The sequence below is a fragment of the Rothia sp. CCM 9418 genome (assembly GCF_048512825.1).
GTDB lineage: Bacteria > Actinomycetota > Actinomycetes > Actinomycetales > Micrococcaceae > Rothia.
This window is the reverse complement of record NZ_JBLXXX010000002.1, coordinates 179,416-203,259: the sequence shown is the minus strand read 5'-3', so window position 1 is coordinate 203,259 and position 23,844 is coordinate 179,416. Positions and strand designations below refer to the sequence as shown.

Here is a 23,844-nt window from a genome sequence, read left to right as displayed (position 1 = left end):
TTGAGTGTGAGCCGGATATGTACGATAGTAGTATTTATGTCCCGCAATTCTTCTCGTCGCCGTAATGGCAATTCTGGCCGTGCTCCTAGTAAGTGGCAGCGTGCCGCTGTTTCTTCTGGCCGTGATATTTCGAGGATTCTTGATCCGTCTCCGACGGTTGAGGTCGCTTCAGATGGTCACTGGTATGTGCAGTATATGCCTGCGGTGAACGCTCGCAAGAATTATATTTGTCCTGAATGTGGGCGAACTATTAGCCCCGGTGTTGCACATTTGGTGGTGTGGCAAGAAAATCATCTTTTTGGTAAGGCTCAGGCTATTGCTGAGCGTCGGCATTGGCATCAGCGGTGTTGGCAGACTCGTCGCCGTTGATATTTTAGGTGTAATCCTGCAATAGAACGGGGTGTGGGGTATGAAGAATCGTTCTTCATACCCCACACCCCGTTGTATTGGTGTTATACGGTTTTAGTTTTTGTCTTGTCTCGGTACGAGTATTTCTTGAACGAGGATGAGACAAGACGCCGCAACAGGGATGCCGATGAGTGCACCGAGTACGCTCCAGAGGCTTCCGCCTGCAGCCACTGCAATGATGGCGATACCGCCGGGGACTGCAACAGCTTTAGACATGATGCGCGGTGAGATGAAGTACGCTTCAACTTGTAGGTAGATGAAGTAGCAGATAGCGAATGCTAGAGAGACTTGCCATCCAGCGGTGAGCGAGAATACGGAGACGATAATTCCTGCGGAGACTCCACCAATAAGGGGGATAAAGGCAAGGATGACGACGATGAGTGAGAAGAGCTCGGGGAAAGGAACCCCTACGATGAGCATGACGGTTAGTGCAAAAGTGCCGTTGAGTAAGGCTACGGCTGCTTGCCCGAGAACATAGTTACCAACGGATTCGGTGATTTTGTCGGTGAGTTTGCTGACGGTTTCACGTTTTGAGGCGGGAGTGAGTCGAACAAACCATGCTTTCATCAGGGGTAGTGATGAGAGGAAGTAGAGGCTCAAGAAGAGCACAATAATTGTTCCGGTAAGAATGTTGGCAACGGTTGAGCCAGCGTTGACGAGGGTGTTGAAGAAGGAACTGACAACGTTGGAGTCTGAGGTGAGTCCTTGGAATGTTTTTGATACTTCGTGTGTGACCCAGTTACGTATACCAAATTTTTCGTCGATGGAGGTGAAAAGTGGTGAGTTGAGGAAGTCTGCGAAGTCGTTGGGGAAAGAATTGACGAATTGGATGGTTTGTCGCGCAATTTTTGGGATAACCCATGAGATGAGTCCGACAACGATGAGGGCGAAGGTGACGACGACGGCGGGTACGGCGGCTGCACGTGGAAGGCCGAGACTTTCTAGCTTGCGTACGGCGGGGTCGAGTCCGAGGGCGATAAAGAGCGCCCCAACAATCCAGCCGGCGAGTGGACCGATATTGGTGAGGAAGTAGAGTGCTAGTAGTGCTGCACCGACACCGACGGTTAGGAGGAAGCCGACACGGACTGGGTTAGCGATAGCGATAGCGGGCGCTTCGAAGGTGTTGGGTGAAGAGTCGGTTTCTTCTGCCGTGTTTTCGATGGTGTCGATGCTAGTTTCTTCTGTTAACGTTTCGGGCTCTTCTGGTGGTTCAAAGCGTGGGCGAGGTTGTGGGCTGGGTAAGCCTACGCGTTTATTTTTGCATTGGTTGAGTTTTTCTTTGAGATGTTTGAAAGTTTTCTCGACTGCAGATTCTTTGGGCATAATTTTTTATTTTCGTCTTGATGTACGGTGTATCTGAGACAACTTTATACCTTATTCCTGAGAGTAGGATTCAGCCGACGGCTAGAAACACTGCTTTATGACGAGAAAAAACGGTAGATTTTAGATAACGCAACATTCTTTTATTTGTAGGAGGTAAACTGTGGCTTCTTCTCATGAACCTTTTATTCCGTCCTCGGTACGTCGTGCACCTGACTTATCTCAGTTGGCTCAACAGCCGGCTTCTGCTGAGTCTTCTGCACCTGCTGGTGATACTGTGGTGAGTTACCGGTATGAGGTTACCAGTGGCGAGGATTTTCAGAAGTATGTTCAGATGTCTTCGCAAGGTGCTGTTATTTTTGTGCTGTGGTCTGCACAGTCTGCCGCTTCGGAGCAGACGTTGCGTGCCGTTGAGGAAGTCGTCAATTCTGCTGGCGGTAATTTGTTGTTGGCGTCGGTGGATGTGGGTGCTCACCCTGAGATTGCTCAGGCATTTCAGGTGCAGAGCGTTCCGGCAGGTGTAGCAGTTCTTGCTGGGCGTCCGGCACCTTTGTTTAACGCTCCGATTGATACTGCGCAGGCGACAGAGCTGTTGCAACAGGTTCTTCAGATTGCTGCAGAGCACCAGCTTCCAGGCGGTTTCGCTCCTTCGGCGGGTGAGGTTGCCGAGAAGCCTTTACCTCCGTTACATCAAGAGGCGTTAGACGCTATTGACCGTGGTGATTATGCTTCTGCTCAGCAAGCGTATCAGCGTGCTTTAGCCGAGAACCCAGGGGATAAGGACGCTAAGCTGGGGTTGTCTCAGGTGAATCTGCTATCACGGGTGTCTGCCTATGATACGGTGCAGGTGCGTGCTCAGGCGGCACAAGAGCCGTTGAATGTTGATGCGGCGTTGGCTGTTGCTGACCTTGATATTTCGGGTGGGCATGTTGAGGATGCGTTTAACCGTCTTATTAACGTGTTTAAACAGGTGGATGCCTCTGCTCAGAACACGGTGCGTGAACGTCTGGTAGAGCTCTTTGATGTGGTTGGTTCTGCTGATCCTCGTGTGGTTAAAGCGCGCACTGCTTTAATGACCGCCCTCTTCTAAAAGAGAGCGCCACACACCGCCTAACCGCTTGCACCGGTACGGTGTTGGGCGCGTAGTATGAGCGACGAATATTTGCTGTGGTTGACAAGAACACCTAGACTGTGAACCACAGCATTTATTATTTAACTGTTAGATGATGTGCCGAAATAGTATGCGCTCGCAACGAGAGGAACGCTTCATGACAGATCAGATTCCGTGGAATACACCTTCTCAACCAGACACCGAAGAACGCGACCTTACCCAAGTGAGCGAGCAGATTCCAACACCAGAGCATTCTGCTCCGTCACAGTCCATGGCGTTGAGCCTACGCTATTTGGTCAAAGAATACCGAGACAAGGTGGCTGTAGACGGTATTAATCTGGACGTTCCTCGTGGCTCCTTCTTTGGGCTGGTGGGACGTAACGGTGCTGGTAAAACGACCACTCTGAACATGGCAACAGGGTTGTTGCGTCCTACCGCTGGAACAGCGCATATTGGCGCAATAAACATTTGGGAAGACCCTATTGCCGCTAAAAAGCAGGTGGGTGTTCTTCCTGATGGTGTGCGTCTTTTTGATAAGCTCACCGGCGAACAACTTTTATATTATGCGGGCATGTTACATGGTTTAGACCGTCAGACGGTTAAAGAACGTAGTGCCGACTTGTTGAACGTCCTTGAAATGGGTGATGCTGGTGGGCGTCGCGTATGCGATTATTCTGCTGGTATGACAAAGAAAATTGGGTTAGGGTGCGCGCTGATTCACGCCCCTTCACTTCTGATTCTTGATGAGCCGTTTGAGGCGGTAGACCCTGTTTCTGCGTCGAATATTCAGGATATTTTGCGCGGGTATATCCAATCGGGTGGAACGATTGTGCTCTCGTCACATGTGATGGATTTGGTGGGTCGCCTATGCGACCACGTGGCAGTGATGAACGAGGGACGTATTGTTGCTTCTGGCACGTTAGATGATGTGTGTGCCGGCAAGACTTTAGAAGAGCGGTTTATTGAACTGGTTGGCGGACGTGTTGTTTCGGAGGGAATCTCATGGTTAAAGTCCTCCTCAAACTAAAATGGGCAGATTTTCTTGCCTCTTTTAAACGTAATACGTGGGCTATCGTTGGCACCGTTATCGCCTTGCTCTATGGGGTTGGTCTTCTTGCCGTGTGGGCTTTTGCGTCACTGACAGCCGGCACAGAATCACCCCAACAGCAGATATGGGCGCTGTGCTTTGGTGTGGTGGCTAGTCTTATCTGGCTGGTGGTGCCCTTGTTCTTTGCATGGGTTGATAATGCCCTTGACCTCGATAAGCTTGCCCCGTACCCGTTGTCGGCACGAGATATTCAATGGGCGCAATTGTGGGGCAACCTCATAGGTGTTCCCGGATTTTTAACGGCTCTTGCCACACTTGTGACTGCTGGTGCTTTCATTCATCAGCCGTTAGTGCTGGTTAGCTATGTTTTGTGTGCTCCGGTGGGGCTACTGTTAATGATGATGATGTCTCGCCTGATTAATATGGTGGGACAGCGCATTTACCAGAATCGTATGCTGCGTAACGTGATGTCGGTAGTCACGGTTATTCTGATGATTTGTTTAGTCCCGTTTCTCATGCTGATTGCTGGTGCTGTGGCGTCTATCTGGGATTATCTTCCAACCATTTTTAACATTTTGGCGTGGAGCCCACTGGGCGTTATATGGGCTGTTCCCGGTGATGTTCTTGACGGCGCATGGGGGTTAGCTGCCGGTCGTTGTGCTCTGACTGCTGTGTATGTTGTGGCTGGTTGGACGCTATGGAATAAGTTGCTCACCCATGAGATGGAATATTTGGGTGCTTCAACAGCGCAAACCGGTACACGCACTAAAGAAGCAGGGAATATCGGTATTTTTGCGCATTTTCCAGCTCATGCACGTTGGGTTGTTGCCGCTCGCACCATACATTCTTTCTTCACCGATTCTCGCATGAGTGCATTTTTGGTGATTCCGCCTGCATTCTATGTGTTGATGACTTTTGGTGAAGCGTTCTCAGCTTCTGCCGGCAGGGATAGTGGCGCTTTTTCTGATATTGGGCCATTGTTTATTGCGTTGATGATAGGCTCTACGTTCTATTATTTGGTGGCGTATGATGATTCTGCATTGGCCACGCATCTTATTTCTCCACTGAGCGGAAAAGATGACCGCTGGGGCCGTTTCTATGGTTTGAGCATTCTCTTCTTACCGATTCTGCTCTTCTGTTTAACATTTTTCTTATGGTATCGTGGCGCTAGTTTTGTGGAGTTCTTCGCTCTTGCTGGTGGTTCTGTTGGTGCTTTTTGTACGGCTGCTGCTATTAGCTCATTATTTGATGTGACGTTGCCGCCGCCGACTCCGCCACCTGGTTCTGGCCCGTTCAAAACACCGCAGAATACGGGCGGTGCTGGTTTGGTTCTGGCACGTTTAGGTGTCTCGTTATTGACTTTTGCGGCGCTGATACCAACCTTTGTGCTGTACGGCGTCTACTTGTTGACGGGGCAGGACATGTGGGCATGGTGCACGGGCGCAGTGTCACTGGTGTATGGTGTGCTGTGCGTGTGGTGTGTGATGCGTGTGAGCGCTCGCCGGTATGAGCGTCATGCTCCTGAGTGTTTTGCTCAGTTGAAGAGGTAACATACTTTTCTTTTGTGTAGTATGTGGTTATTGATGTATTGCTGTTTGTGAGGAGGAGAGATGTCTTCTATTCCTGGAGTTGAAGATCCTTTTGCGCCGGATACGCGTGGTGGCACTGCGTTGTTGGAGCGTGAGCTGACGGAGACTGTTGAGCCGGGTGACCATGAGCGTTTTAGCCATTATGTGCGTAAAGAGAAGATTATGGAGTCTGCTCTGACGGGTAATCCTGTGCGTGCGTTATGCGGTAAGGTGTGGACTCCGGGGCGTGACCCTGAGAAGTTTCCGGTGTGCCCGCAGTGTCAGGAAATTTATGATGGTTTGCGTCCGGGTAAGGATGATGGCGACGGCGAGAATTAGCTGAAGCTGTGAGGTGACCCTATCTAGCTATGTGGCTGGGTAGGGTCATTTTTTGTGTGCGCTTTTGTGACGAAGTGTAGGTGCTGAAAATTTTAGTTCAGCTTATAATAAGGCTGGTTAGGTGGAGGCGGTGTGTTCTCTGCAGGTTTCGCTATATTTCTAGTAAGGAGTTCTTATGGCAGATTCTGCACATAAAGACTGGAAAGAAGACCTCAAAAAAGAGTTTAATGCGAAAACTGATTTTGAGATTATTTCTGGGCGCGATAAAGAAAAAATAGATAAAGCTAAAAAGAGTGGATACATAGAAGAAGGACAGGCTGCTAATGCTGAGTTCTTAGGTCTTACTGCTATGCGGAAGTATATCAAGAATAAAGCAGATAAATATAGGGTTAGCCAATATGAAGTATGGAAATTTCTTGAAGGGAAAATAAATGAAAATGTCACCATTAATAATTCGAACAATTATTGCAAGATTTATTTCTGGAGAAATTTTCGGTCTTTTCTAAAAAAATCTTATTTGCCGACTAAGGAATTTCCATTTTTTTGGACTAAAGAGTTTCCCTCTGTGCAAAATTTGCATTTAAATGCGAAAACATGTTCTGAGAGAAATGAAGGTTTAGTTTATCTTGCATGGGATTTTCTTAATTTTGTTTCTACTTTATTTCTATTAATATTACTCCTAATAATATCAGCAAGTACCCCTCATTTTTTGTGTTGGATAATCTTCTATGTGATAATTTCTATCTGGTTCGTTTCTAAATTTTTCGCATGTTTTTCTGTGTTGGATTATTATTATTCTGATAATCTGCCAGAAAAAGGGGTGGATAAGTTTCTTGTAGAAAAGGTTAAAAAGCATCCTAAGATTGAGAAATTTTTTATATATTTTTTTTTACAATAGTTCTAGGGATGTTTTTTATGCCGTTATGTTATTCGGAATCTATGGTTGTTTAAAATGGAATCTATTAACTGGGCTGTTAATCTTTTTGATATTAACTGGGGTGTTAATCTTGTTAACTGTGGGTCTGTATTTTTTGGTGTGGTCTGTCGGTAAAGAATTGTCTTTGAGGTCGCGCAGGGAATTTTTTTCGTGATTCACCCGCTTTTAATTAGTATACTGTTATCTATAGGATTTGGTCTTCCAAGCCTGGGTAGTGAAATTTTAAGAGAAATAGGTTTTGGAGTTCTTATTTTTTCCTTATTTTATATTTTTTCTATTTTCCTTTTGTTTATTTCCATAAATAGATTCTCAGCTCTAGATGATAAAGTTTTTCTAGAAAAAAAGAATTTATGTGAACAATACCGTGAGATAATTATTGCCGCGGAACCTCCACGAAAAGGGAAACGAATCATCACCTCGAGAACCAAGCGGAGAACCAAGCCTCTGGGATGGAGCCAGAAACTACCGAAAAAAGACTTCAGAAAATCATCCGAACAATAAAGGAACGGCTGAACCGGAGCACAACACAACACACCAACTAAACTCCAGCTCACCCCTGTAAACGCACAGAATCTCACCACCTATGAAGAGTTCACGTACACCACAAAAACACACCACCTGCCTTCCCTTGTGATGTACGTGAACTCGTGCGCAAGTAGAGAAAACAAGCCAAGCGCACTAAACTCAACAGAGCACCCACGCACATAAAGCACACGGGCGCCACCACAAACACAGGGGGAGAGAACACCATGAGCGAAAACAACGAACAAGAATCACTATTCGACGCACATAACACACCCAACACCGAACTCTCACCCGCATACCCCAATCGTGCAGCATGGGGCACCGCCACCAAACTACGCGCATGGCAGGCAGAAGCCATGAACAAATACTTCAGCGAAAATCCGCGCGACTTCATGGCAGTAGCAACCCCCGGCGCAGGTAAAACCACCTTCGCGCTCACCGTCGCCAAAGAACTCTTCAACCGCGGAGTCATCAACCGGCTCACCGTCGTCGCCCCCACAGACCACCTCAAAAAACAATGGGCAGACGCCGCCGCAAAAGTACACATCGCCATCGACCCCAACTACAAAAACTCCGACGGCTCACACGGGGCAGAATACCAAGGCGTAGCACTGACCTACTCACAAGTAGCACACAAACCCCTACTACACCGTGCCCGCACCGAAAACGGGCGCACCCTCGTCATCATGGACGAAATCCACCACGCCGGCGACGCTCTCTCATGGGGAGACGGGCTACGCGAAGCATTCGAACCCGCCACACGCAGACTCGCCCTCACCGGCACACCCTTCCGCTCCGACGATTCACCCATCCCATTCGTCCGCTACGAAGAAGACCAAGACGGTATACGACGCTCCGCATCCGACTACTCCTACGGGTACGGCCCAGCACTCAAAGACCACGTCGTGCGCCCCGTCATCTTCATGGCATACTCCGGCAAAATGCAATGGCGCACCTCCGCCGGCGAAGAAATGGCGGCACAACTCGGTGAAGGCTTCACCAAAGACGTCACCGCACAAGCATGGCGCACCGCATTAGACCCGCAAGGGCAATGGATACCCACCGTGCTCACCGCCGCCGACAAACGCCTCACCGAAGTACGCCGAACTGTACCCGACGCCGGCGGACTCGTCATCGCCACAGACCACCAAGATGCACGCGCCTACGCCGAAAAACTCCACGCCATTACCGGCGAAAAACCCACCGTTGTACTCTCCGACGACAAAACCGCATCCGAAAAAATTGACCAATTCTCTGCCGGAAACCAACGCTGGATGGTTGCCGTGCGCATGGTATCCGAAGGCGTCGACGTACCCCGCCTCGCCGTCGGTGTTTACGCAACATCAACCAGCACCCCGCTCTTCTTCGCACAAGCCGTCGGACGTTTTGTGCGTGCACGCAAACGAGGAGAAACCGCGTCGGTGTTCCTCCCATCAGTACCGCAACTGATGATTCTCGCCAACGAAATGGAAACCGAACGAGACCACGCACTCGACAGAAAAACCGCAAACACACCCGCTGACCCGCTCAACGAAGGACTCGATGACCACCTCATTGACGAAGCCAACCGTGAAGACCGCGCCAGCGAACAACTCACCCGCGGAAAATTTGAGGCACTCGGCTCTGAAGCGTCTTTTCATGGGGTGCTCTATGACGGCGCAGAATACAGCACCGGCGGTGTAGCACTCGGCTCCGAAGAAGAACAAGACTTCCTCGGCATCCCCGGGCTACTAGACGCCGAACAAGTCAGCACGCTACTTCAAGCACGCCAAAAAGAACACGCTGCACGTAAACCACAAGGCAGCACACCCACCGTGGTTGATCACCGGCAGCTCAAGAACCTCAGAAATCAGTTAGCGAAGAATGTTTCTGCCTACGCTATTCGTTCTGGAAAAGCGCACGGGGTGATTCATAACGAGCTACGTCGCGCCTGTGGTGGGCCAGCGGTTGCACAAGCAACTGCCGACCAAATTAGGGCACGCATCGATAAGCTGGCTGACTGGTTTATTGGAAGAAAATAACAACACCCACTAGGCGGGTATAAGTGTAGAGCGACCATAAAACATTAAAGAAAATACGGTGAGCATACTACACACCATCCTATGTGGGGTGCGTAGTACGCTCACCGTAAAAGCCTCTAACGGCAGAAAAAGCGGGGGAGTGCTAGTCTTCTACGACGGTAACGCCCGCGTCCTCTAACTGCTCAACAGCATCAGACAAACCCTGCTCACTCACAGGTGCTGTCAAACCCAACAGAACACGAGTGTCATAGCCGGCATCAATAGCGTCAAGCGCCGTAGCCTTCACACAAAAATCGGTGGCAATACCCACCACATCAACCTCAGCAATCTCATGCTCTTGAAGCCAATCATCAAGAGAGACCTTCGGAGAATCATCCACCTGCTGAGCCTGAGCATCACGCTCACCGGTCATCACAGTATCCTCCGGTGCAAGAAGCCCCTCAAAACCAGAATAAGCAGCCTCAAACGCACCCTTACGGAAATACCCGTCAATATAATCGGTATCAAGGTTAGGGTGGGTCTGCGCGCCCTCACTATCGGCAACACAATGCACCGGCCACGACACCTGATAATCAGGAGTATCACTAAAATGCTCACCAGGGGAGATATGCCAATCCAAGGTCGCCACAATCGTGCTGTACTTATGATGATTGTTCTCCACATACTCACTAATGAGAGACGCAACCTCCGCACCAGACTCAGTAGCTAAAGAACCACCCTGACAAAAATCGTTCTGAACATCGACAATAATCAACGCTTTAGACATGGTATAAACCCGTTTCTTTTCTAGACATCTATGCTGTGTGTACATGTTGCCTCACCACACAACCAGCCGGCTACGGAGGTGAGGCAACACCATATCAAAAAAGCAAAAACCCTATTTCTGGTCAATAAACTCGGTAGGAATCACCGGATCACCAGCAGAAAGACGATGCGCCGCATACGGAAGCTCCTGAATAGAACGCTGATGACGCTCCGCCGCACGACGCACACCCTCAGCACCCACAAAACCAGGCAGAAGCTGCCCGTCCTTGACGAACTCGACAAGTAGCTCACGAGAACTCTCAACCTTCAACGGGGTCGGCCCAACACCAATCAGCTCTGCCGTAGCAACACCACGAGAATTCAACTGGCGCACAGCAGACTTACGCCCACCATGAGAACCCTTACCCCGAGAAGCCTTAGCAACAGGCTCCATCACACCATCACTATTTTCGCGGGCAACAACCTTATACACCATTGATGAGGTAGGAGCACCAGAACCAGTCACCAGCTTAGTGCCCACACCATACGAATCAACAGGGGCAGCAGCTAAGGACGCAATAGCGTACTCATCTAAATCACTGGTGACCGTAATCTTCGTGTTCGTATTTCCTAAAGAGTCAAGAAGTTCGCGCACCCAACGCGCCTGAACCACCAAATCGCCAGAATCGAGACGAACACCGCCAAGCTCCTGACCAGCAAGATCAACTGCTAAACGAACAGCTTTCTCCACATCATAGGTATCCACCAAAAGAGTGGTCTTATTACCAAGAGAAGCTAATTGTGCGCGGAACGCTTCCTCTTCGCTATCGTGCAAAAGAGTGAAAGAATGAGCGCTCGTACCAATCGTGTGCAAACCGTAGCGTCTGCCTGCCTCAAGGTTAGACGTCCCCTCAAAACCGGCAATGACGGCGGCACGAGCAGCCGCCACCGCCGCCTGTTCGTGGGCGCGTCGGCTACCCATCTCAAGGCACGGGCGGTCGTTTGCGGTAACAGACATACGAGACGCCGCCGAAGCCACCGCAGAATCATAATTCAAAATAGACAGCAGATACGTCTCTAAAATGCAGGCCTCAGCAAAAGTGCCCTCCACCTGCAACACTGGAGAATGAGGGAAGAACACCTCACCCTCAGCATAACCATAGATGTTTCCGCTAAAACGAAAATTCTCTAAATACGAGAGCGTCTCATCATTGACCACCTGCGCATCCGCTAAATAATCTAGCTCTGCGGTGGTAAAACGAAAATCTGCAAGGCCCTCTAAGAAACGTCCTGTACCGGCAAGAACACCGTAGCGTCTGCCTGCAGGAAGACGGCGAGTAAAGACCTCAAAAACACTGTGACGGTGCGCCGTACCAGACTTAAGCGCTGCCTGAAGCATCGTCAATTCATAATGGTCAGTTAATAAAGCTGTTGAAGTAGACACGACACTAACTTTACTGCCTGAAAGAACGTTATATAACCTCTAGCACGAACTTTATGCTAAATACATAAGGTAAAATTGCATGTAAGTAGATTGCTGGACACAAAACAACACCACACTCCACACCACACTGGCCAAAGACAGCTCAACCGATAGGATAGACCAGTAGCTACCGACCACCCATCCACACGAGAGCTCACCCACCCCAGGACGTAAGGAGCAACCATGTCAATTGCCCCACAAGAAGCCCCACACCAAGAGGCCAGCACCCACCAACAACCAGACACCCCCTGGAACGTCATCGTCTGGAACGACCCCGTCAACCTGATGAGCTATGTAACATACGTCTTCAAAGTACACTTCGGCTACAGCACCAACAAAGCCAAAACCCTCATGCTACAAGTACACAACGACGGAAAAGCCATCGTCTACACCGGCACCAAAGAAACCGCCGAAAAACACACCCAAGCACTACACAGCTGGGGACTCTGGGCAACCTTCGAAAGGGCAGAAAACTAACATGGCACAAGGATTCAAAGCCACACCACGCGGATACACCGCACAATTCTCCGCCACCGAAGCAGAACTACTCGGCAAACTCTTCAACGACGTAGCCACCGCACTCACCCCCGACGAACAACCAGAAAAAGACCCCCTCGCCGCACTCATCGGCATCACCGAAAACACCGACATCCCCGAAGACCCAGCCGTCGCACGCATGCTCCCCGTCGCATCCGACGACCCAGAAGTAGCCGACGAATACCGACGCTACACCGAACTCTCACTACGCCAACACAAAATAGGCAACCTCAAACTTGCACACATGCAAGTACAACACCAAAACATCACCCTCAACGACGAACACGCACAAGCATGGGCCTCCGCACTCAACGACGTACGCCTCACCCTCGGCGAAAGACTCAACATCCACAGTGAAGAACAAGCCGAGAAAATCGGCGAATACACCAACAACAACACCGTCGAAACCGTCGAAGAATACATGTCCTTCGTCTACAACTTCATCACATGGCTCCAAGACACCCTCATGGAAGCAATGCTCAGCCAACTACCCGACGAAAACTAACCCGGCTCACACCACAGCGTGAGATTTATCCTCTTTCCCACAACATAACACTCAGGAACACCACAACAACACCCACACACAGTATTCTCGAAAACACCATGACTGACCAAAAACACGCCACCATACAAACGAGTTGGGGAACTCGCATACCAGCAACCCCCACCTCCAACGCACCCATCGGAGTCTTCGACTCCGGAGTCGGCGGACTCACCGTCGCACGCGCAGTAATGGACCAGCTCCCACACGAAAACATCATCTATGTCGGAGACACCGCAAACGGCCCATACGGGCCACTGACCATCGCACAAGTACGCGCCAACGCCCTACGCATCATGGACGAACTCGTAGACTCCGGCGTCAAAATGCTCGTCATCGCCTGCAATACCGCATCAGCAGCCGTACTACGTGACGCACGCGAACGCTATACCAAAAAATACGGGATACCCGTCGTAGAAGTCATCCAACCAGCAGCACGCCGAGCAGTCTCAGCAACACGCAACGGAAAAATAGGCGTTATCGCCACCGAAGCAACCGTCAACTCACGAGCCTACGAAGACACCTTCGCCGTGAGCACCTGCGACATTTACTCCGTGCCCTGCCCACGATTCGTTGAATTTGTCGAAAACGGTATCACCTCTGGTGAAGAACTCCTCGCCACCGCACAAAAATACCTCGCACCCCTCAAAGAAGCAGGCGTCGACACCCTCGTCCTAGGATGCACACACTACCCGCTACTGACCGGCGTCATCTCATACATCATGGGGGAGGACGTCACCCTCGTCTCATCCTCAGAAGAATCAGCAAAAGACGTCTACCGTGCACTCGTACACCACGGCATGGAACGAGAAGCAGGGCTGAGCACCTCCCACGAATTCCTTGCCACCGGAGAAACAGAATCCTTCGAAAAACTTGCCCGACGCTTCCTCGGCCCAGAAGTCACCAGCGTCCGACACACAGAATCCATCGCACACCAATACCCCACCGGCTCACTAGCAGTGATGACACCAGAAACCCCGCGTCTCAGCGTCTCACCCGCCATGAACGAGCACAACAAATAAGGTTCATCATCTATGCGTTTGACCGTCATCGGCTGCTCCGGCTCATTCCCTAGCGCCACATCACCAGCATCCTGCTACATGATCTCAGCAACAGACCTCAACGGCAAAACCTGGCGAATACTCGTAGACATGGGCAACGGGGCATTAGGCGTCCTCCAACGTCACGTCAAACTCGAAGACATCGACGCAATCCTCATCTCCCACCTCCACCCAGACCACTGCATCGACCTCTCCGGCGTACACGTCGCCGTCAAATGGGACCCCCGCGGATGGAACAAACCACCCATCCCACTCTACGCACCCGAAGGCATCCACGAATACCTCCTCAACACGCACGGACTGACCATGGAAACCAGCATGGACACCGAATTCACCTTCCACGAATGGCAAGCAGAACAACCCGTCAACATCGGCCCATTCACCGTCACACCCTATGATGTTGTCCACCCCGTCGTAGCACCCTACGCGCTACGTATCGAATGCGACTCAGACCAAGGGCACACCATCATCGCATACTCTGGAGACACAGACTCCTGCCCCGGACTCGTCAAAGCCGCACACCAAGCAGACCTCTTCCTCTGCGAAGCCGCCTACCAAGAAGGACGAGACGACCACCTACGCGGCATCCACCTCACCGGAAAACGCGCAGCAGAAGCCGCCAAAGAAGCCGGCGCACGCAACCTCCTCCTCACACACCTACCCGTATGGAACAACCCCGAAACCATACGAGCCGAAGCCGAAACCGTATACGACGGCGGAATCGGAATAGCAGAAGCCAGCGCAACCTACGTCGTACACCCCAGACCACAACACATACCAGCACACACCACCACCCTCAAAGTCATCGGAAAACGACTCTAAAAACCGCACACCAACCACCTACAAGAAAAGAGAACAACTCATGACAACACGCAAAGACGGACGCGCACACAACGAACTACGCCCCATCACCATCACCCGCGGATGGTCACAAAACGCAGAAGGCTCAGCCCTCATCGAATGCGGAAACACCCGCGTCCTCTGCACAGCATCCTTCACCGAAGGCGTACCACGCTGGCTCAAAGGACAAGGCAAAGGATGGGTCACCGCAGAATACGCAATGCTACCACGCGCCACCAACAGCCGTTCCACCCGCGAATCCGTCAAAGGAAAAATTGGTGGACGCACCCACGAAATCTCACGACTGATCGGACGCTCCCTACGCGCCGTCATCGACACCCAAGCACTCGGCGAAAATACCATCGTCCTCGACTGCGACGTACTCCAAGCAGACGGCGGAACCCGCACCGCCGCCATCACCGGCGCATACATCGCCCTCGTACAAGCTATCGAATGGGCTAAAAAAGAACGCATTATCAACCGCAACGCACAACCCATCACCGGAAGCGTCTGCGCAACATCCGTCGGCATCATCGACGGAACACCCATGCTTGACCTACCCTACGAAGAAGACGTCCGCGCCGAAACCGACATGAATATTGTTGTCACCGGTGACGGAAAATTCATCGAAGTACAAGGAACAGCAGAAGGCGCGCCCTTCGACAGAGACGAACTTAACGCACTCCTTGACCTAGCATTAGAAGGAACAGCAGAACTCACCCGTATTCAGCGTGAAACACTAGGAGAATAAACATGCCAGCCCGCATCGTCCTCGCCTCACACAACACCGGAAAACTACGCGAACTACGAGAGATTCTGCGCGACAAAATTAGCGGACTCAACGTCGACGAAGACGTCGTCGACGCCTCAACCATAGGTGCTGTTGACGTCGTCGAAGACGGCGTAACCTTCGCAGAAAACTCCCTCAAAAAAGCGCGCGCCGTTGCAACGGCAACAGGGCTTATCGCCATCGCCGACGACTCCGGACTAAGCGTTGATGTGCTCGGCGGTGCCCCCGGTATCTTCTCGGCACGCTGGTGCGGACACCACGGCGACGACACCGCAAACCTCAACCTACTACTTGCCCAACTATCCGATATTGACGACGAACATCGTGGAGCACAATTCTGCTGTGCCGCAAGCGTCGTCACACCCACCGGCGAAGAACACGTCGAACACGGGTACATGCGCGGAACGCTACTACGTGAACCACGCGGAGAAGGAGGCTTCGGATACGACCCCATTCTCGTACCCGAAGACCTCGAAGCACCATACGTGGGGCAAAGCTGCGCAGAAATACCACGCGAGGTCAAAAACACGATGAGTCACCGCGCTCGCGCATTTGAAGCGCTGATTCCTCACCTGATTGCACTGTTATCTGACGAACACGGTTCAGACGAACAATAGTTCTTCAGATGTTAGCGGCGTAGGAGTAAACGATGACACCACATCACGGGTATCTAGAGCAGGCACAATACCTGCCAGTGGTTCAAGCTGTGATGGCTCAAGCCGGTCTGAATATCTCACAAGATCGGTGGGATATTCGCACCAGCGGCTCCGCCCATATTGTGATTAATATGGGTGGAGAACTGAGTATTCGCGTGGCAAAAAGTGACCAAGTTGCCCGCAATGTGGCGCGTCGTACAGAAGTGCTTCGCCGTTTACCGCACCATTTTTCTTTTGAAGTTCCTCGCCCCATTACTCGAACCATCACCCGCCAAGGCTTTACCGCAGTAGGGCTACGGTGGATTAAAGGCGAACCAAGAAACCCCGGGCCTGCACCAGCAAAATATTTAGCGCAACTCGTCCGCGAAATACACCGTGTTGATTATGAGGGGATGGAACCATACCTTGATTCTGCACACCAGCATTGGGGCGGAGAAGACGGGCTGAGTGCCCTCGAACACGATGTGCTTCCGCGTCTTCTCAAAACGAACCGTTCAACAGCGCAGAAAATTATTCAACAAGTACATGACCTTCCCGAGGTTGAACCCGTACTCATCCATAATGACCTTGCAGGGCATAACATCCTCTGGAACGGGGATAAACTTACTGGCGTCATCGACTGGGATCACGCGACTCTTGCCGACCCCGCCTACGATTACGCGTCCTTAGGGAACTGGTACGGGTGGGACTGCCTCAGCTCATTCTTAGGAGAAGATGAGATTCATCGGGCACAAATTATCTCTCGTCTGGTGGCGTTAGAAGCGGTAGCGTACGCCATTCATAACGGTAAAGGCGGCGGTATTATCCGTTTAGCCGTCGAAAGAGCCGACCACTGGTTACAAACGCACCGTCAAAGCCTCATACAACAGAACTAAACCTCACAAAACATCAGAACCTACGTACATAGAGCCGTTCACTATGAAAATAGTGGCTTGTCGATGAGACAAACCCACAAACAAGCCACTATCAACTCAAAAATATGAGAACTGTAATCTAGCTCTTCTGCTGAACAGCAGAACCACCCAACTGGGCACACCAACGATTGAGCGCCTCATCTATCACATCAAGCACTTCAAGACGCGACGTAAATTCTGGCGAAAAAATACTCGAACCATAACCAGCACCCAAAAGAGCGCCCGTAATCGTTGCAGAAGAATCAGACACCAACGGCACACGCACCGCATGAGCAATCGCGTCAAGAGCAGAAACTTCTTCACGATTCTCCGCAACCAAAGCAGACAACACACCACGACCGAGCACCGCAGAAGAAACCTGCTCATGACGAAACGCCTCGTCTAAAAGATGTGTTGGAACTTCCTGCTCAGATAATGCTTTTGCCTGGCGTAACACACAACGAATCTTCTCACCGTCAGAGGGAATACCGCGCTGCGGAAGAGAATCAATCCATTCCAAGACCGAAAGAACCGCCTGCCGAATGGGTTGCTCCACCACGTCACGATACGCAATGGCATAACGAATTAACAATGCATACGCAATAGAAGAAACTATTGTTTCGGGGTGCCCGTGGGTAAGAGCTGCAGCTCGTGCACTCAACGAGATGACAGTACTTTCTTGCTCAATCGGAAGAAAACCAAAAACAGCAGAAGGTGCTAACGCACCGGTGGTTTGCTCATCGGGGCAAACATGCTTGTCTACAGTTTGCATCTGACCGGTATTCAAAGAACGAGAAATAGCAGGGTCAATAGCATGAGCTTTTTGTAAGGCTGGGTGGCTATCAATCTCACGTGGTAAAGATACCGGCGCCTCAGACTCGAGAACATGTCCGGTACCACGATACCACCGCAAATACGCTAACCACAGGCACGCTAGTTCATCCGCTGAAGAACCCTCATTATTCCATTCAAGAACTTCTGTAAGAGCATCTAATGTGACAAGAGTCAACTGAGTATCTTGAGAGATAGTAAAACAGGTGATGTGATGCGAGAAGAGTGAACGTAAAATCTCATGACGGACCACCGCATCTTCTAAAATGTCCTCTTCTGAAGAAGACTCGGGGGAGAGAACCTGCCTACCAGCGTAATCTCCTAGAGCGGTACCCCATAAGACACCTCGAAGAGAATCTCGATACGTAGGCGACTCGGGGCTAGGGGCAATAATACCTTCTGCAGAAATCATAACTGCCATTCTAAACTCTAGATAACTCAACAGTGAACTACTTTGAAGAAAAACTTCTGCAGTGTTAAGCGCCAATAGGTAAACTAGGGGATATGCGTATTCTGCACACTTCTGACTGGCATCTTGGACGTTCATTCCACGGGTTCTCCCTAGAAGAACACACCCAAGAACTTCTGAAAGAACTGATAGATACTATCCGCACCGAATCTATCGACGTGCTTCTTCTCAGTGGAGATGTCTACGATCAGGCTCAGCCACGTGTGAATACCGTCAAAATGCTGTCGCAAACCCTCGAAACTATTAACGCTTTAGGGTGCGCTATCGTCATTTCTAGCGGTAACCACGACTCCTCTATCCGTTTAGGGTTTGGAACAAAAATTCTTGAACGCTCCGAAGTTTACATGCGCACCAGTATCGACAACATTGACCAGCCGGTCATCATCGAACGTGACAACCAAAAAGTAGCTATCTACGCTATCCCATACCTCGAACCACGAAGCGCCAGCGCACGCTTTGAGGTGGAACCAACCCACGCGCACGTTCTCGAATATGCTAGTAAACAAGCCCAAAAAAATCTACAAAAACAACAAAACATCACGGCCTCTATCATGATGGCGCACTGTTTTGTGACCAGCGCAGAACCCTCAGAATCAGAACGCAACATCCATGTGGGCGGGTTAGGCACCGTAGGCGCTCAAACCTTTAAAGGGTTCAGCTATATCGCGTTAGGGCATCTACACCGTCCCCAAAAAATTACCGACACCATCCGTTATAGCGGATCACTATTGGCGTACTCCTACTCAGAGGAAAAACATCGTAAAGGGGCGTGGATTCTCGACATTACTGACGACGGGGCACTAAACATCCAAGAACATCACTGGCGCACAACAGTTAACCTCAAAACCCTTCGAGGCACACTACACGAACTACTCAACAACCCCGAATACAGCGCCTACTATGAGCACTATTGCAGAATCTACATCACCGACACACCCCGCCCCACTGGTGCTCTTGAACAACTACGCCAAAAATATCAGAGTATCGCTGAGCTCCATTTTGAACCAGAACAACGCAGCGAAACAGAACCAAAAACATACCGCGAACGTATCAAAAAAAGTCACGACGTCGTTGCGACCTGCACCGAATTCTTCGAACACGTCCGACAAAATCCACTGACCGAAACAGAAAAAACATACGTCAACGGCATCGTCCAACAAGCACAGCGAGAACTCGAAGCGAAAGAAGGCTAACGATGAGACTACATCGACTAGAAATGACCGCCTTTGGCCCGTTTGCGCACACCGTCAGCATCGACTACGAAAAACTTAACGAAAGCGGACTCTTCCTCCTTACAGGGCCCACAGGATCAGGAAAAACCACTATCTTTGACGCTATCTGCTTCGCGCTCTACGGAAAAACCTCTAGCGCACGAGCAGACCTCAAAAGCCACTTCGCCACACCAGAAGCCATTCCCTCCGTCGAACTAGAATGCACTATCAGCAACACTCGACTAAAAATCTGGCGTAGCCCCGAATGGCAAAACCCGCAGAAAAAAACAAAAAACCATCACCGAGTTCACGTCCAACAATTCAATACCGCCACACACCAATGGGACACCCTCGCCGAACGAATCAACGACGCTGCCACCTATATCACCGGGCTCATCGGACTCGACGAAAAACAATTCACCCAAATCATGCTCCTACCACAGGGCGAATTTGCGAAGTTTCTCAACGCAAAATCAGCAGAAAGAGAAACCCTCCTCAAAAAACTATTTCCCATCGACACCTTCGAAAAAATACAAGAACTCCTCAAAGAACAAGCACAACAAGCCAACGAACACACCACACAGATAACGGAACAACTCCGCCACCTTGAGGAACAATTCTTCAACACCTACCAACACTGCCGTATCGAACACCTCGAAGAAGAACTCAACCACGCTGCACAAAACCTCATAGACGAACTCTCCGAAGAACAACACAACACCTACCTACAACAGCTCAAACAACTCACCCAACAACACACCCCAACCACCCCAAAAGATGACGACACATACACTCTTGACCAACGTCAAGAACACATGGAACAACACCACACCATCATCCAACGTGTACTGCCACTAGTACGTCAACTACACCAAAACATTGCAGAAGAACTAGAACGCAACCACGAACACAAAACCCAGCTCCAACGCCGTATAGAACACCACCACCACTACACCCAGCTACAAGAACAACAACAGCAACTTAGCGCACAAACCAGTCACATCAAGGAACAACGCCAAAAAGTACGCCGAGCACAAGAAGCACAACAACTCCTACCTCTCTACCGTCGCTTCATCGACACCCAACAGCAACAAGAACACAACACCCAACATCAACAAAAACTCGCCCAACATATACAACAACTCTGCACCGAACACCACCAACACATCCACCACAACCCTCAAAGCATTGAACTGCCCCTCATCACAGAACTCTGCGAACACCCACTAAAACACAACACCAACCTCAAAAAATATGGTGAACAACTCCCACACCTACTCCAAACACTGCACGAACTCGCACGAGAAGAAGAACAACTCAACCACGCCAAAAAACACTACCAACAGCTACTCACCCGCCAAAAAACACTGAGCGCAGCCGTTGAACAAACCCAACAACAACACGAAAAAACACAACAACGCTACGAAGAACTCAACGAACAATACCAACAACTAGCAGACACCGAAGAAGAACTCGTACACGCCCAACAGGCATACACCCAAGCACAAAACATCCTTGCGCTATCCCAAGAACACGAAAAAGAACAAGAACACCTCAACAAAGAACAAGAACATTACAAAACCTACGAAACACAACGACGAAAAGACGCACAACAGCTCGAAAAACTACAACAACTACGCTACAACCAAGCCGCCTATAGCCTCGCAATCAACCTCACACCCAACGAACCCTGCCCTGTCTGTGGATCCTGCGAACACCCCGCACCAGCACACCACAACGCCACCGAAGAACTCGTCGAACAACGAGACATTGACCAAGCACAACAACAACTAAACCACTCCACCGAAAACACCAAAAACAGCCACCAAAACGTTCAACGTATCACCCAACACCTCGAAGAACTCACCCGCAACGGCGCACTACCCATCCACCAAGCCCACGAAAACCTCACCACACACCGCGAACAACAAGACCAAGCAGAACAACGCCAACACCAACGCAACACCCTCAAAGAACAACTCGACTCCCTAGAACACCAGCTTCAAGAACTCAAAGAACAAGCCATCCAACACCACACCAGCTACGAAGAACACCAAAAAACTCTCAACGAACAACACCAACACATCACCACCCAAGAAAACACCCTCAAACAACACCACACCGACTACACCTTGAATGAAAGAATACAAAACCTCAACAAACTCAACAGTATTCTCGATGAACTCAAAATAGCCCATGCACAAGCACAAAACATCAGCGAACAACACCAAAAAAATCAGGATGAATGGCACCAAAAACTAGAAGAATCATCCTTCACCAGCATCCACACAATACAAGACGCCACCATACCCACCACACAACTACAACAATGGGAAGAAGACATCGCAAACCACGATGCAAACACCCACTACATTACACAAGCCCTCACCCACGAACACATGGTTGCCGTCGCCAACGAACTAGCACAAGGACACCAACCACCAAGCGCCAAAGACCTCGAACACCAACAACACAAAACCAAAAACCTGAGCACCTATAAAGACGTCCTCCTCGGACACACCCTCACCTTTGAACAAGCCCAAAACACCACCACACAACTCCTCGCACAATACCGAGAACACCGTGCAACATGCGAAGAGCTCACATCTCAAGCACAGATGAAACAAGAACTCGCTAAAATTGCGCACGCAACATCTACCGACAACACCCTCAAAATGCAGCTGACCACCTACATCCTTGCTGCACAACTTGAAGACATCACACAAGCAGCCAGCGAACACCTCCAAGCCATGACACACGGAAGATACCAACTCCAACACAGCGACCACAAAACACAGAGCAAATCTGGTCTAGGATTAGCCGTATACGACCACTGGCACGACAGACAACGCTCACCCGAAACACTCTCAGGAGGAGAAACCTTCATGGCATCACTCTCCCTCGCACTCGGACTAGCCGACGTCGTACAACACCGACACGGAGGAATAGAAATAGACACCCTCTTCGTCGACGAAGGATTTGGTACCTTAGACGAAGACACTCTCAACAACGTCATGGAAACACTCGACGGACTACGCGAACAAGGACGCGTCATCGGACTCATCTCACACGTGAACGAACTCAAAACCCGAATACCAGAACACATCACCTTGGTCAGCTCACCAGAAGGGTCAGATATTGTCACCCAAATATCCTAAACAGACCGAAACACCGAGCTACACCAGAACACTGCGTATACGACACTCCGTACGCTACCTGCAAAACCGCCTCATCTACCTCACCTCAATTGTCGGCAAAAAATTTATCATCTTCTCACTTTTTGGACGACTTCCCACCTACATGGTGGCGCTCGCGGTGCTCATTAGTATGGGAACACGTACGAGCGAGATTACTCTTGGAGCGTATGCGGCGGGGCTTATCACCATGAGCTCAGCGGTGATGCAAAGAACTCACCGGCGTGTGGCTCAACGTTTTGGCTACCGCTCGGTGGTGTGTATTACGGCAACATTGAATATTCCGGCCGTAGCGTTCTTGATGGTGCAAACGGTGCAATTTGCTCCTAACCGTGCCAGCGGATCAATACCTATCTTCTTGATAGCTTCTGCATTAGCAGGGGCAACTACCATCCCCTTGAGCGCTGCGATGCGCAGTTATTGGAGTGAACGTTATACGGCTACTCAAGATCGTAGGCTTCTAAACTCTGCTATCGCTTTAGAATCTATGCTTGATGTTATTGCGTTGCCTCTGGCTGCAGCAAGTGTGGGCGCTATTGCTATTTTTTCGGGAGCATTATCGTCACTGTATGCTGTTATCTTCATCGACGTCTTCGCCATCTTCTTTATTCTATGGTTTCCTAAAGCCATCGTAACGCTCAAATTTTCGCACTCGTCTGTTGAGACGACACCTATTACTGTACGTAATCCACCTCCTTTGGGGGCTTTGCCGATGCTTGGTATCGCCTGCATTGGTACAGCAATCGGCTCGACACAGACCGCATTGGTGATTCGTGGTCTACATTCTGACACCCTCGAATTTGTGGGGTTTTATATTGGCATGATGGGAACTGCTGGCGCTTGCACCTGCGTTATTTTGACGGTTCTACGGTTACGTTTAGGCACATGGCAGGGCTGGCTCTTAGACGCTCATCTACTGTTATTGGTGGGTTTGATTCTGTCTATCCCACAATCTCAATTCTGGATTACTGTTGTTCTTGCCATCTACGGTGGACTACTTGGCGCATCGCTGATGTGCATGGAGTCGATTATGACTGCTATTGCGGCGCGTGCCAACGTGGGCTTAGCCTTATCTGCAATACAAACCACCTATATTGGCGGGCTTGCTTTAGGGTATGTGTGGGCGGCAACCGTGGGTGAGCGTTTAGGGCAACAATCAGCGATGCTTATTCCGCTATTTGCTGCTGTTCTTTTTGCGCTCTTATCTCACGTATATGGTGCCAAATGGAGAGCAACCTACGAAGAACGTCTTCCACTCTTAGAAGATTTTGACCCTCCGTCGTCGACAACCTCATAAGGCTCTTCCCCATAAAATAT

Annotated in this window: 21 protein-coding genes; 17 read left to right on the top strand and 4 right to left on the bottom strand. The window is 50.3% G+C overall.

The features are described from left to right. The first annotated feature begins 36 nt into the window (after window positions 1-36). Window positions 37-369, top strand: a complete 333-nt coding sequence (locus ACN083_RS03660; protein WP_419101466.1) for an ATP/GTP-binding protein — start codon at window positions 37-39, stop codon at window positions 367-369. Between the two features lie 93 nt (window positions 370-462). Here ACN083_RS03660 and ACN083_RS03655 read toward each other — a convergent pair whose 3' ends face one another. Beyond that, window positions 463-1,731 carry an AI-2E family transporter gene (locus tag ACN083_RS03655; RefSeq protein ID WP_419101465.1) on the bottom strand — a complete coding sequence of 423 codons (1,269 nt, stop codon included), beginning with the start codon at window positions 1,729-1,731 and terminating at the stop codon, window positions 463-465. Between the two features lie 160 nt (window positions 1,732-1,891). Here ACN083_RS03655 and ACN083_RS03650 point away from each other — a divergent pair, with 160 nt between their 5' ends. The 6 genes from ACN083_RS03650 to ACN083_RS03625 all read left to right on the top strand — a co-directional run bounded on the left by ACN083_RS03650 (window position 1,892) and on the right by ACN083_RS03625 (window position 9,277). Further along, window positions 1,892-2,818, top strand: a complete 927-nt coding sequence (locus tag ACN083_RS03650; protein WP_419101464.1) for a tetratricopeptide repeat protein — start codon at window positions 1,892-1,894, stop codon at window positions 2,816-2,818. 178 nt (window positions 2,819-2,996) lie between these two features. Beyond that, entirely contained in the window at window positions 2,997-3,866 is an 870-nt protein-coding gene (locus ACN083_RS03645; protein ID WP_419101463.1) for an ABC transporter ATP-binding protein, read from the top strand. Next, entirely contained in the window at window positions 3,842-5,437 is a 1,596-nt protein-coding gene (locus ACN083_RS03640) for a hypothetical protein (RefSeq protein ID WP_419101462.1), read from the top strand. The genes ACN083_RS03645 and ACN083_RS03640 overlap by 25 nt, the downstream gene beginning before the upstream one ends. A 60-nt stretch (window positions 5,438-5,497) precedes the next feature. Beyond that, window positions 5,498-5,794, top strand: coding sequence for a DUF3039 domain-containing protein (locus ACN083_RS03635; RefSeq protein WP_419101461.1), 297 nt, complete (start codon window positions 5,498-5,500; stop codon window positions 5,792-5,794). A gap of 175 nt (window positions 5,795-5,969) precedes the next feature. Then, window positions 5,970-6,692 carry a hypothetical protein gene (locus ACN083_RS03630; protein ID WP_419101460.1) on the top strand — a complete coding sequence of 241 codons (723 nt, stop codon included), beginning with the start codon at window positions 5,970-5,972 and terminating at the stop codon, window positions 6,690-6,692. Window positions 6,693-7,480: 788 nt separating this feature from the next. Further along, complete coding sequence (locus tag ACN083_RS03625; protein ID WP_419101459.1) at window positions 7,481-9,277, top strand: DEAD/DEAH box helicase; 1,797 nt, start codon at window positions 7,481-7,483, stop codon at window positions 9,275-9,277. Window positions 9,278-9,419: 142 nt separating this feature from the next. On the opposite strand, the gene ACN083_RS03620 is transcribed toward ACN083_RS03625, so the two are convergent. Together ACN083_RS03620 and ACN083_RS03615 are read right to left on the bottom strand one after the other, a co-directional pair. Next, a complete protein-coding gene (locus ACN083_RS03620) occupies window positions 9,420-10,043 on the bottom strand; it encodes an isochorismatase family protein (RefSeq protein WP_419101458.1) in 624 nt (207 codons plus the stop codon). A 111-nt stretch (window positions 10,044-10,154) separates the two neighbouring features. Then, window positions 10,155-11,420 carry a nicotinate phosphoribosyltransferase gene (locus tag ACN083_RS03615; protein ID WP_419101646.1) on the bottom strand — a complete coding sequence of 422 codons (1,266 nt, stop codon included), beginning with the start codon at window positions 11,418-11,420 and terminating at the stop codon, window positions 10,155-10,157. A 267-nt stretch (window positions 11,421-11,687) separates the two neighbouring features. Between ACN083_RS03615 and clpS the strand changes: the two genes are divergently transcribed. The 7 genes from clpS (at window position 11,688) to ACN083_RS03580 (ending at window position 16,804) form a co-directional block, all read left to right on the top strand. Beyond that, window positions 11,688-11,981 (top strand): ATP-dependent Clp protease adapter ClpS, encoded by a 294-nt coding sequence (clpS, locus tag ACN083_RS03610; RefSeq protein ID WP_419101457.1) that lies wholly within the window; start codon window positions 11,688-11,690, stop codon window positions 11,979-11,981. A gap of 1 nt (window position 11,982) precedes the next feature. Then, on the top strand, window positions 11,983-12,546 hold the full coding sequence (locus ACN083_RS03605; RefSeq protein ID WP_419101456.1) for a DUF2017 domain-containing protein: 564 nt from the start codon (window positions 11,983-11,985) through the stop codon (window positions 12,544-12,546). Window positions 12,547-12,644: 98 nt separating this feature from the next. Beyond that, window positions 12,645-13,604, top strand: a complete 960-nt coding sequence (murI, locus tag ACN083_RS03600; protein WP_419101455.1) for a glutamate racemase — start codon at window positions 12,645-12,647, stop codon at window positions 13,602-13,604. Window positions 13,605-13,616: 12 nt separating this feature from the next. After that, window positions 13,617-14,465, top strand: a complete 849-nt coding sequence (locus tag ACN083_RS03595) for an MBL fold metallo-hydrolase (protein ID WP_419101454.1) — start codon at window positions 13,617-13,619, stop codon at window positions 14,463-14,465. 40 nt (window positions 14,466-14,505) lie between these two features. Further along, window positions 14,506-15,234, top strand: a complete 729-nt coding sequence (rph, locus tag ACN083_RS03590; protein ID WP_419101453.1) for a ribonuclease PH — start codon at window positions 14,506-14,508, stop codon at window positions 15,232-15,234. A gap of 2 nt (window positions 15,235-15,236) precedes the next feature. Beyond that, entirely contained in the window at window positions 15,237-15,890 is a 654-nt protein-coding gene (rdgB, locus tag ACN083_RS03585; RefSeq protein ID WP_419101452.1) for an RdgB/HAM1 family non-canonical purine NTP pyrophosphatase, read from the top strand. A gap of 32 nt (window positions 15,891-15,922) precedes the next feature. Next, window positions 15,923-16,804: a phosphotransferase gene (locus ACN083_RS03580; RefSeq protein WP_419101451.1), complete on the top strand. Its 882-nt coding sequence runs from the start codon at window positions 15,923-15,925 to the stop codon at window positions 16,802-16,804. Window positions 16,805-16,922: 118 nt separating this feature from the next. On the opposite strand, the gene ACN083_RS03575 is transcribed toward ACN083_RS03580, so the two are convergent. Beyond that, complete coding sequence (locus ACN083_RS03575) at window positions 16,923-18,074, bottom strand: ADP-ribosylglycohydrolase family protein (protein WP_419101450.1); 1,152 nt, start codon at window positions 18,072-18,074, stop codon at window positions 16,923-16,925. Between the two features lie 83 nt (window positions 18,075-18,157). On the opposite strand from ACN083_RS03575, the gene ACN083_RS03570 reads away from it, so the two are divergent. The 3 genes from ACN083_RS03570 to ACN083_RS03560 are packed head-to-tail and all read left to right on the top strand — an operon-like array spanning window position 18,158 to window position 23,824. Continuing rightward, the gene (locus ACN083_RS03570) at window positions 18,158-19,315 is read left to right on the top strand and encodes a metallophosphoesterase family protein (RefSeq protein WP_419101449.1); all 1,158 of its coding nucleotides are present in this window, start codon (window positions 18,158-18,160) and stop codon (window positions 19,313-19,315) included. Window positions 19,316-19,317: 2 nt separating this feature from the next. Then, window positions 19,318-22,491 carry an AAA family ATPase gene (locus tag ACN083_RS03565; protein ID WP_419101448.1) on the top strand — a complete coding sequence of 1,058 codons (3,174 nt, stop codon included), beginning with the start codon at window positions 19,318-19,320 and terminating at the stop codon, window positions 22,489-22,491. Further along, on the top strand, window positions 22,472-23,824 hold the full coding sequence (locus ACN083_RS03560; RefSeq protein WP_419101447.1) for a hypothetical protein: 1,353 nt from the start codon (window positions 22,472-22,474) through the stop codon (window positions 23,822-23,824). Before ACN083_RS03565 ends, ACN083_RS03560 begins: the two co-directional genes overlap by 20 nt. Window positions 23,825-23,844 lie beyond the last annotated feature (20 nt).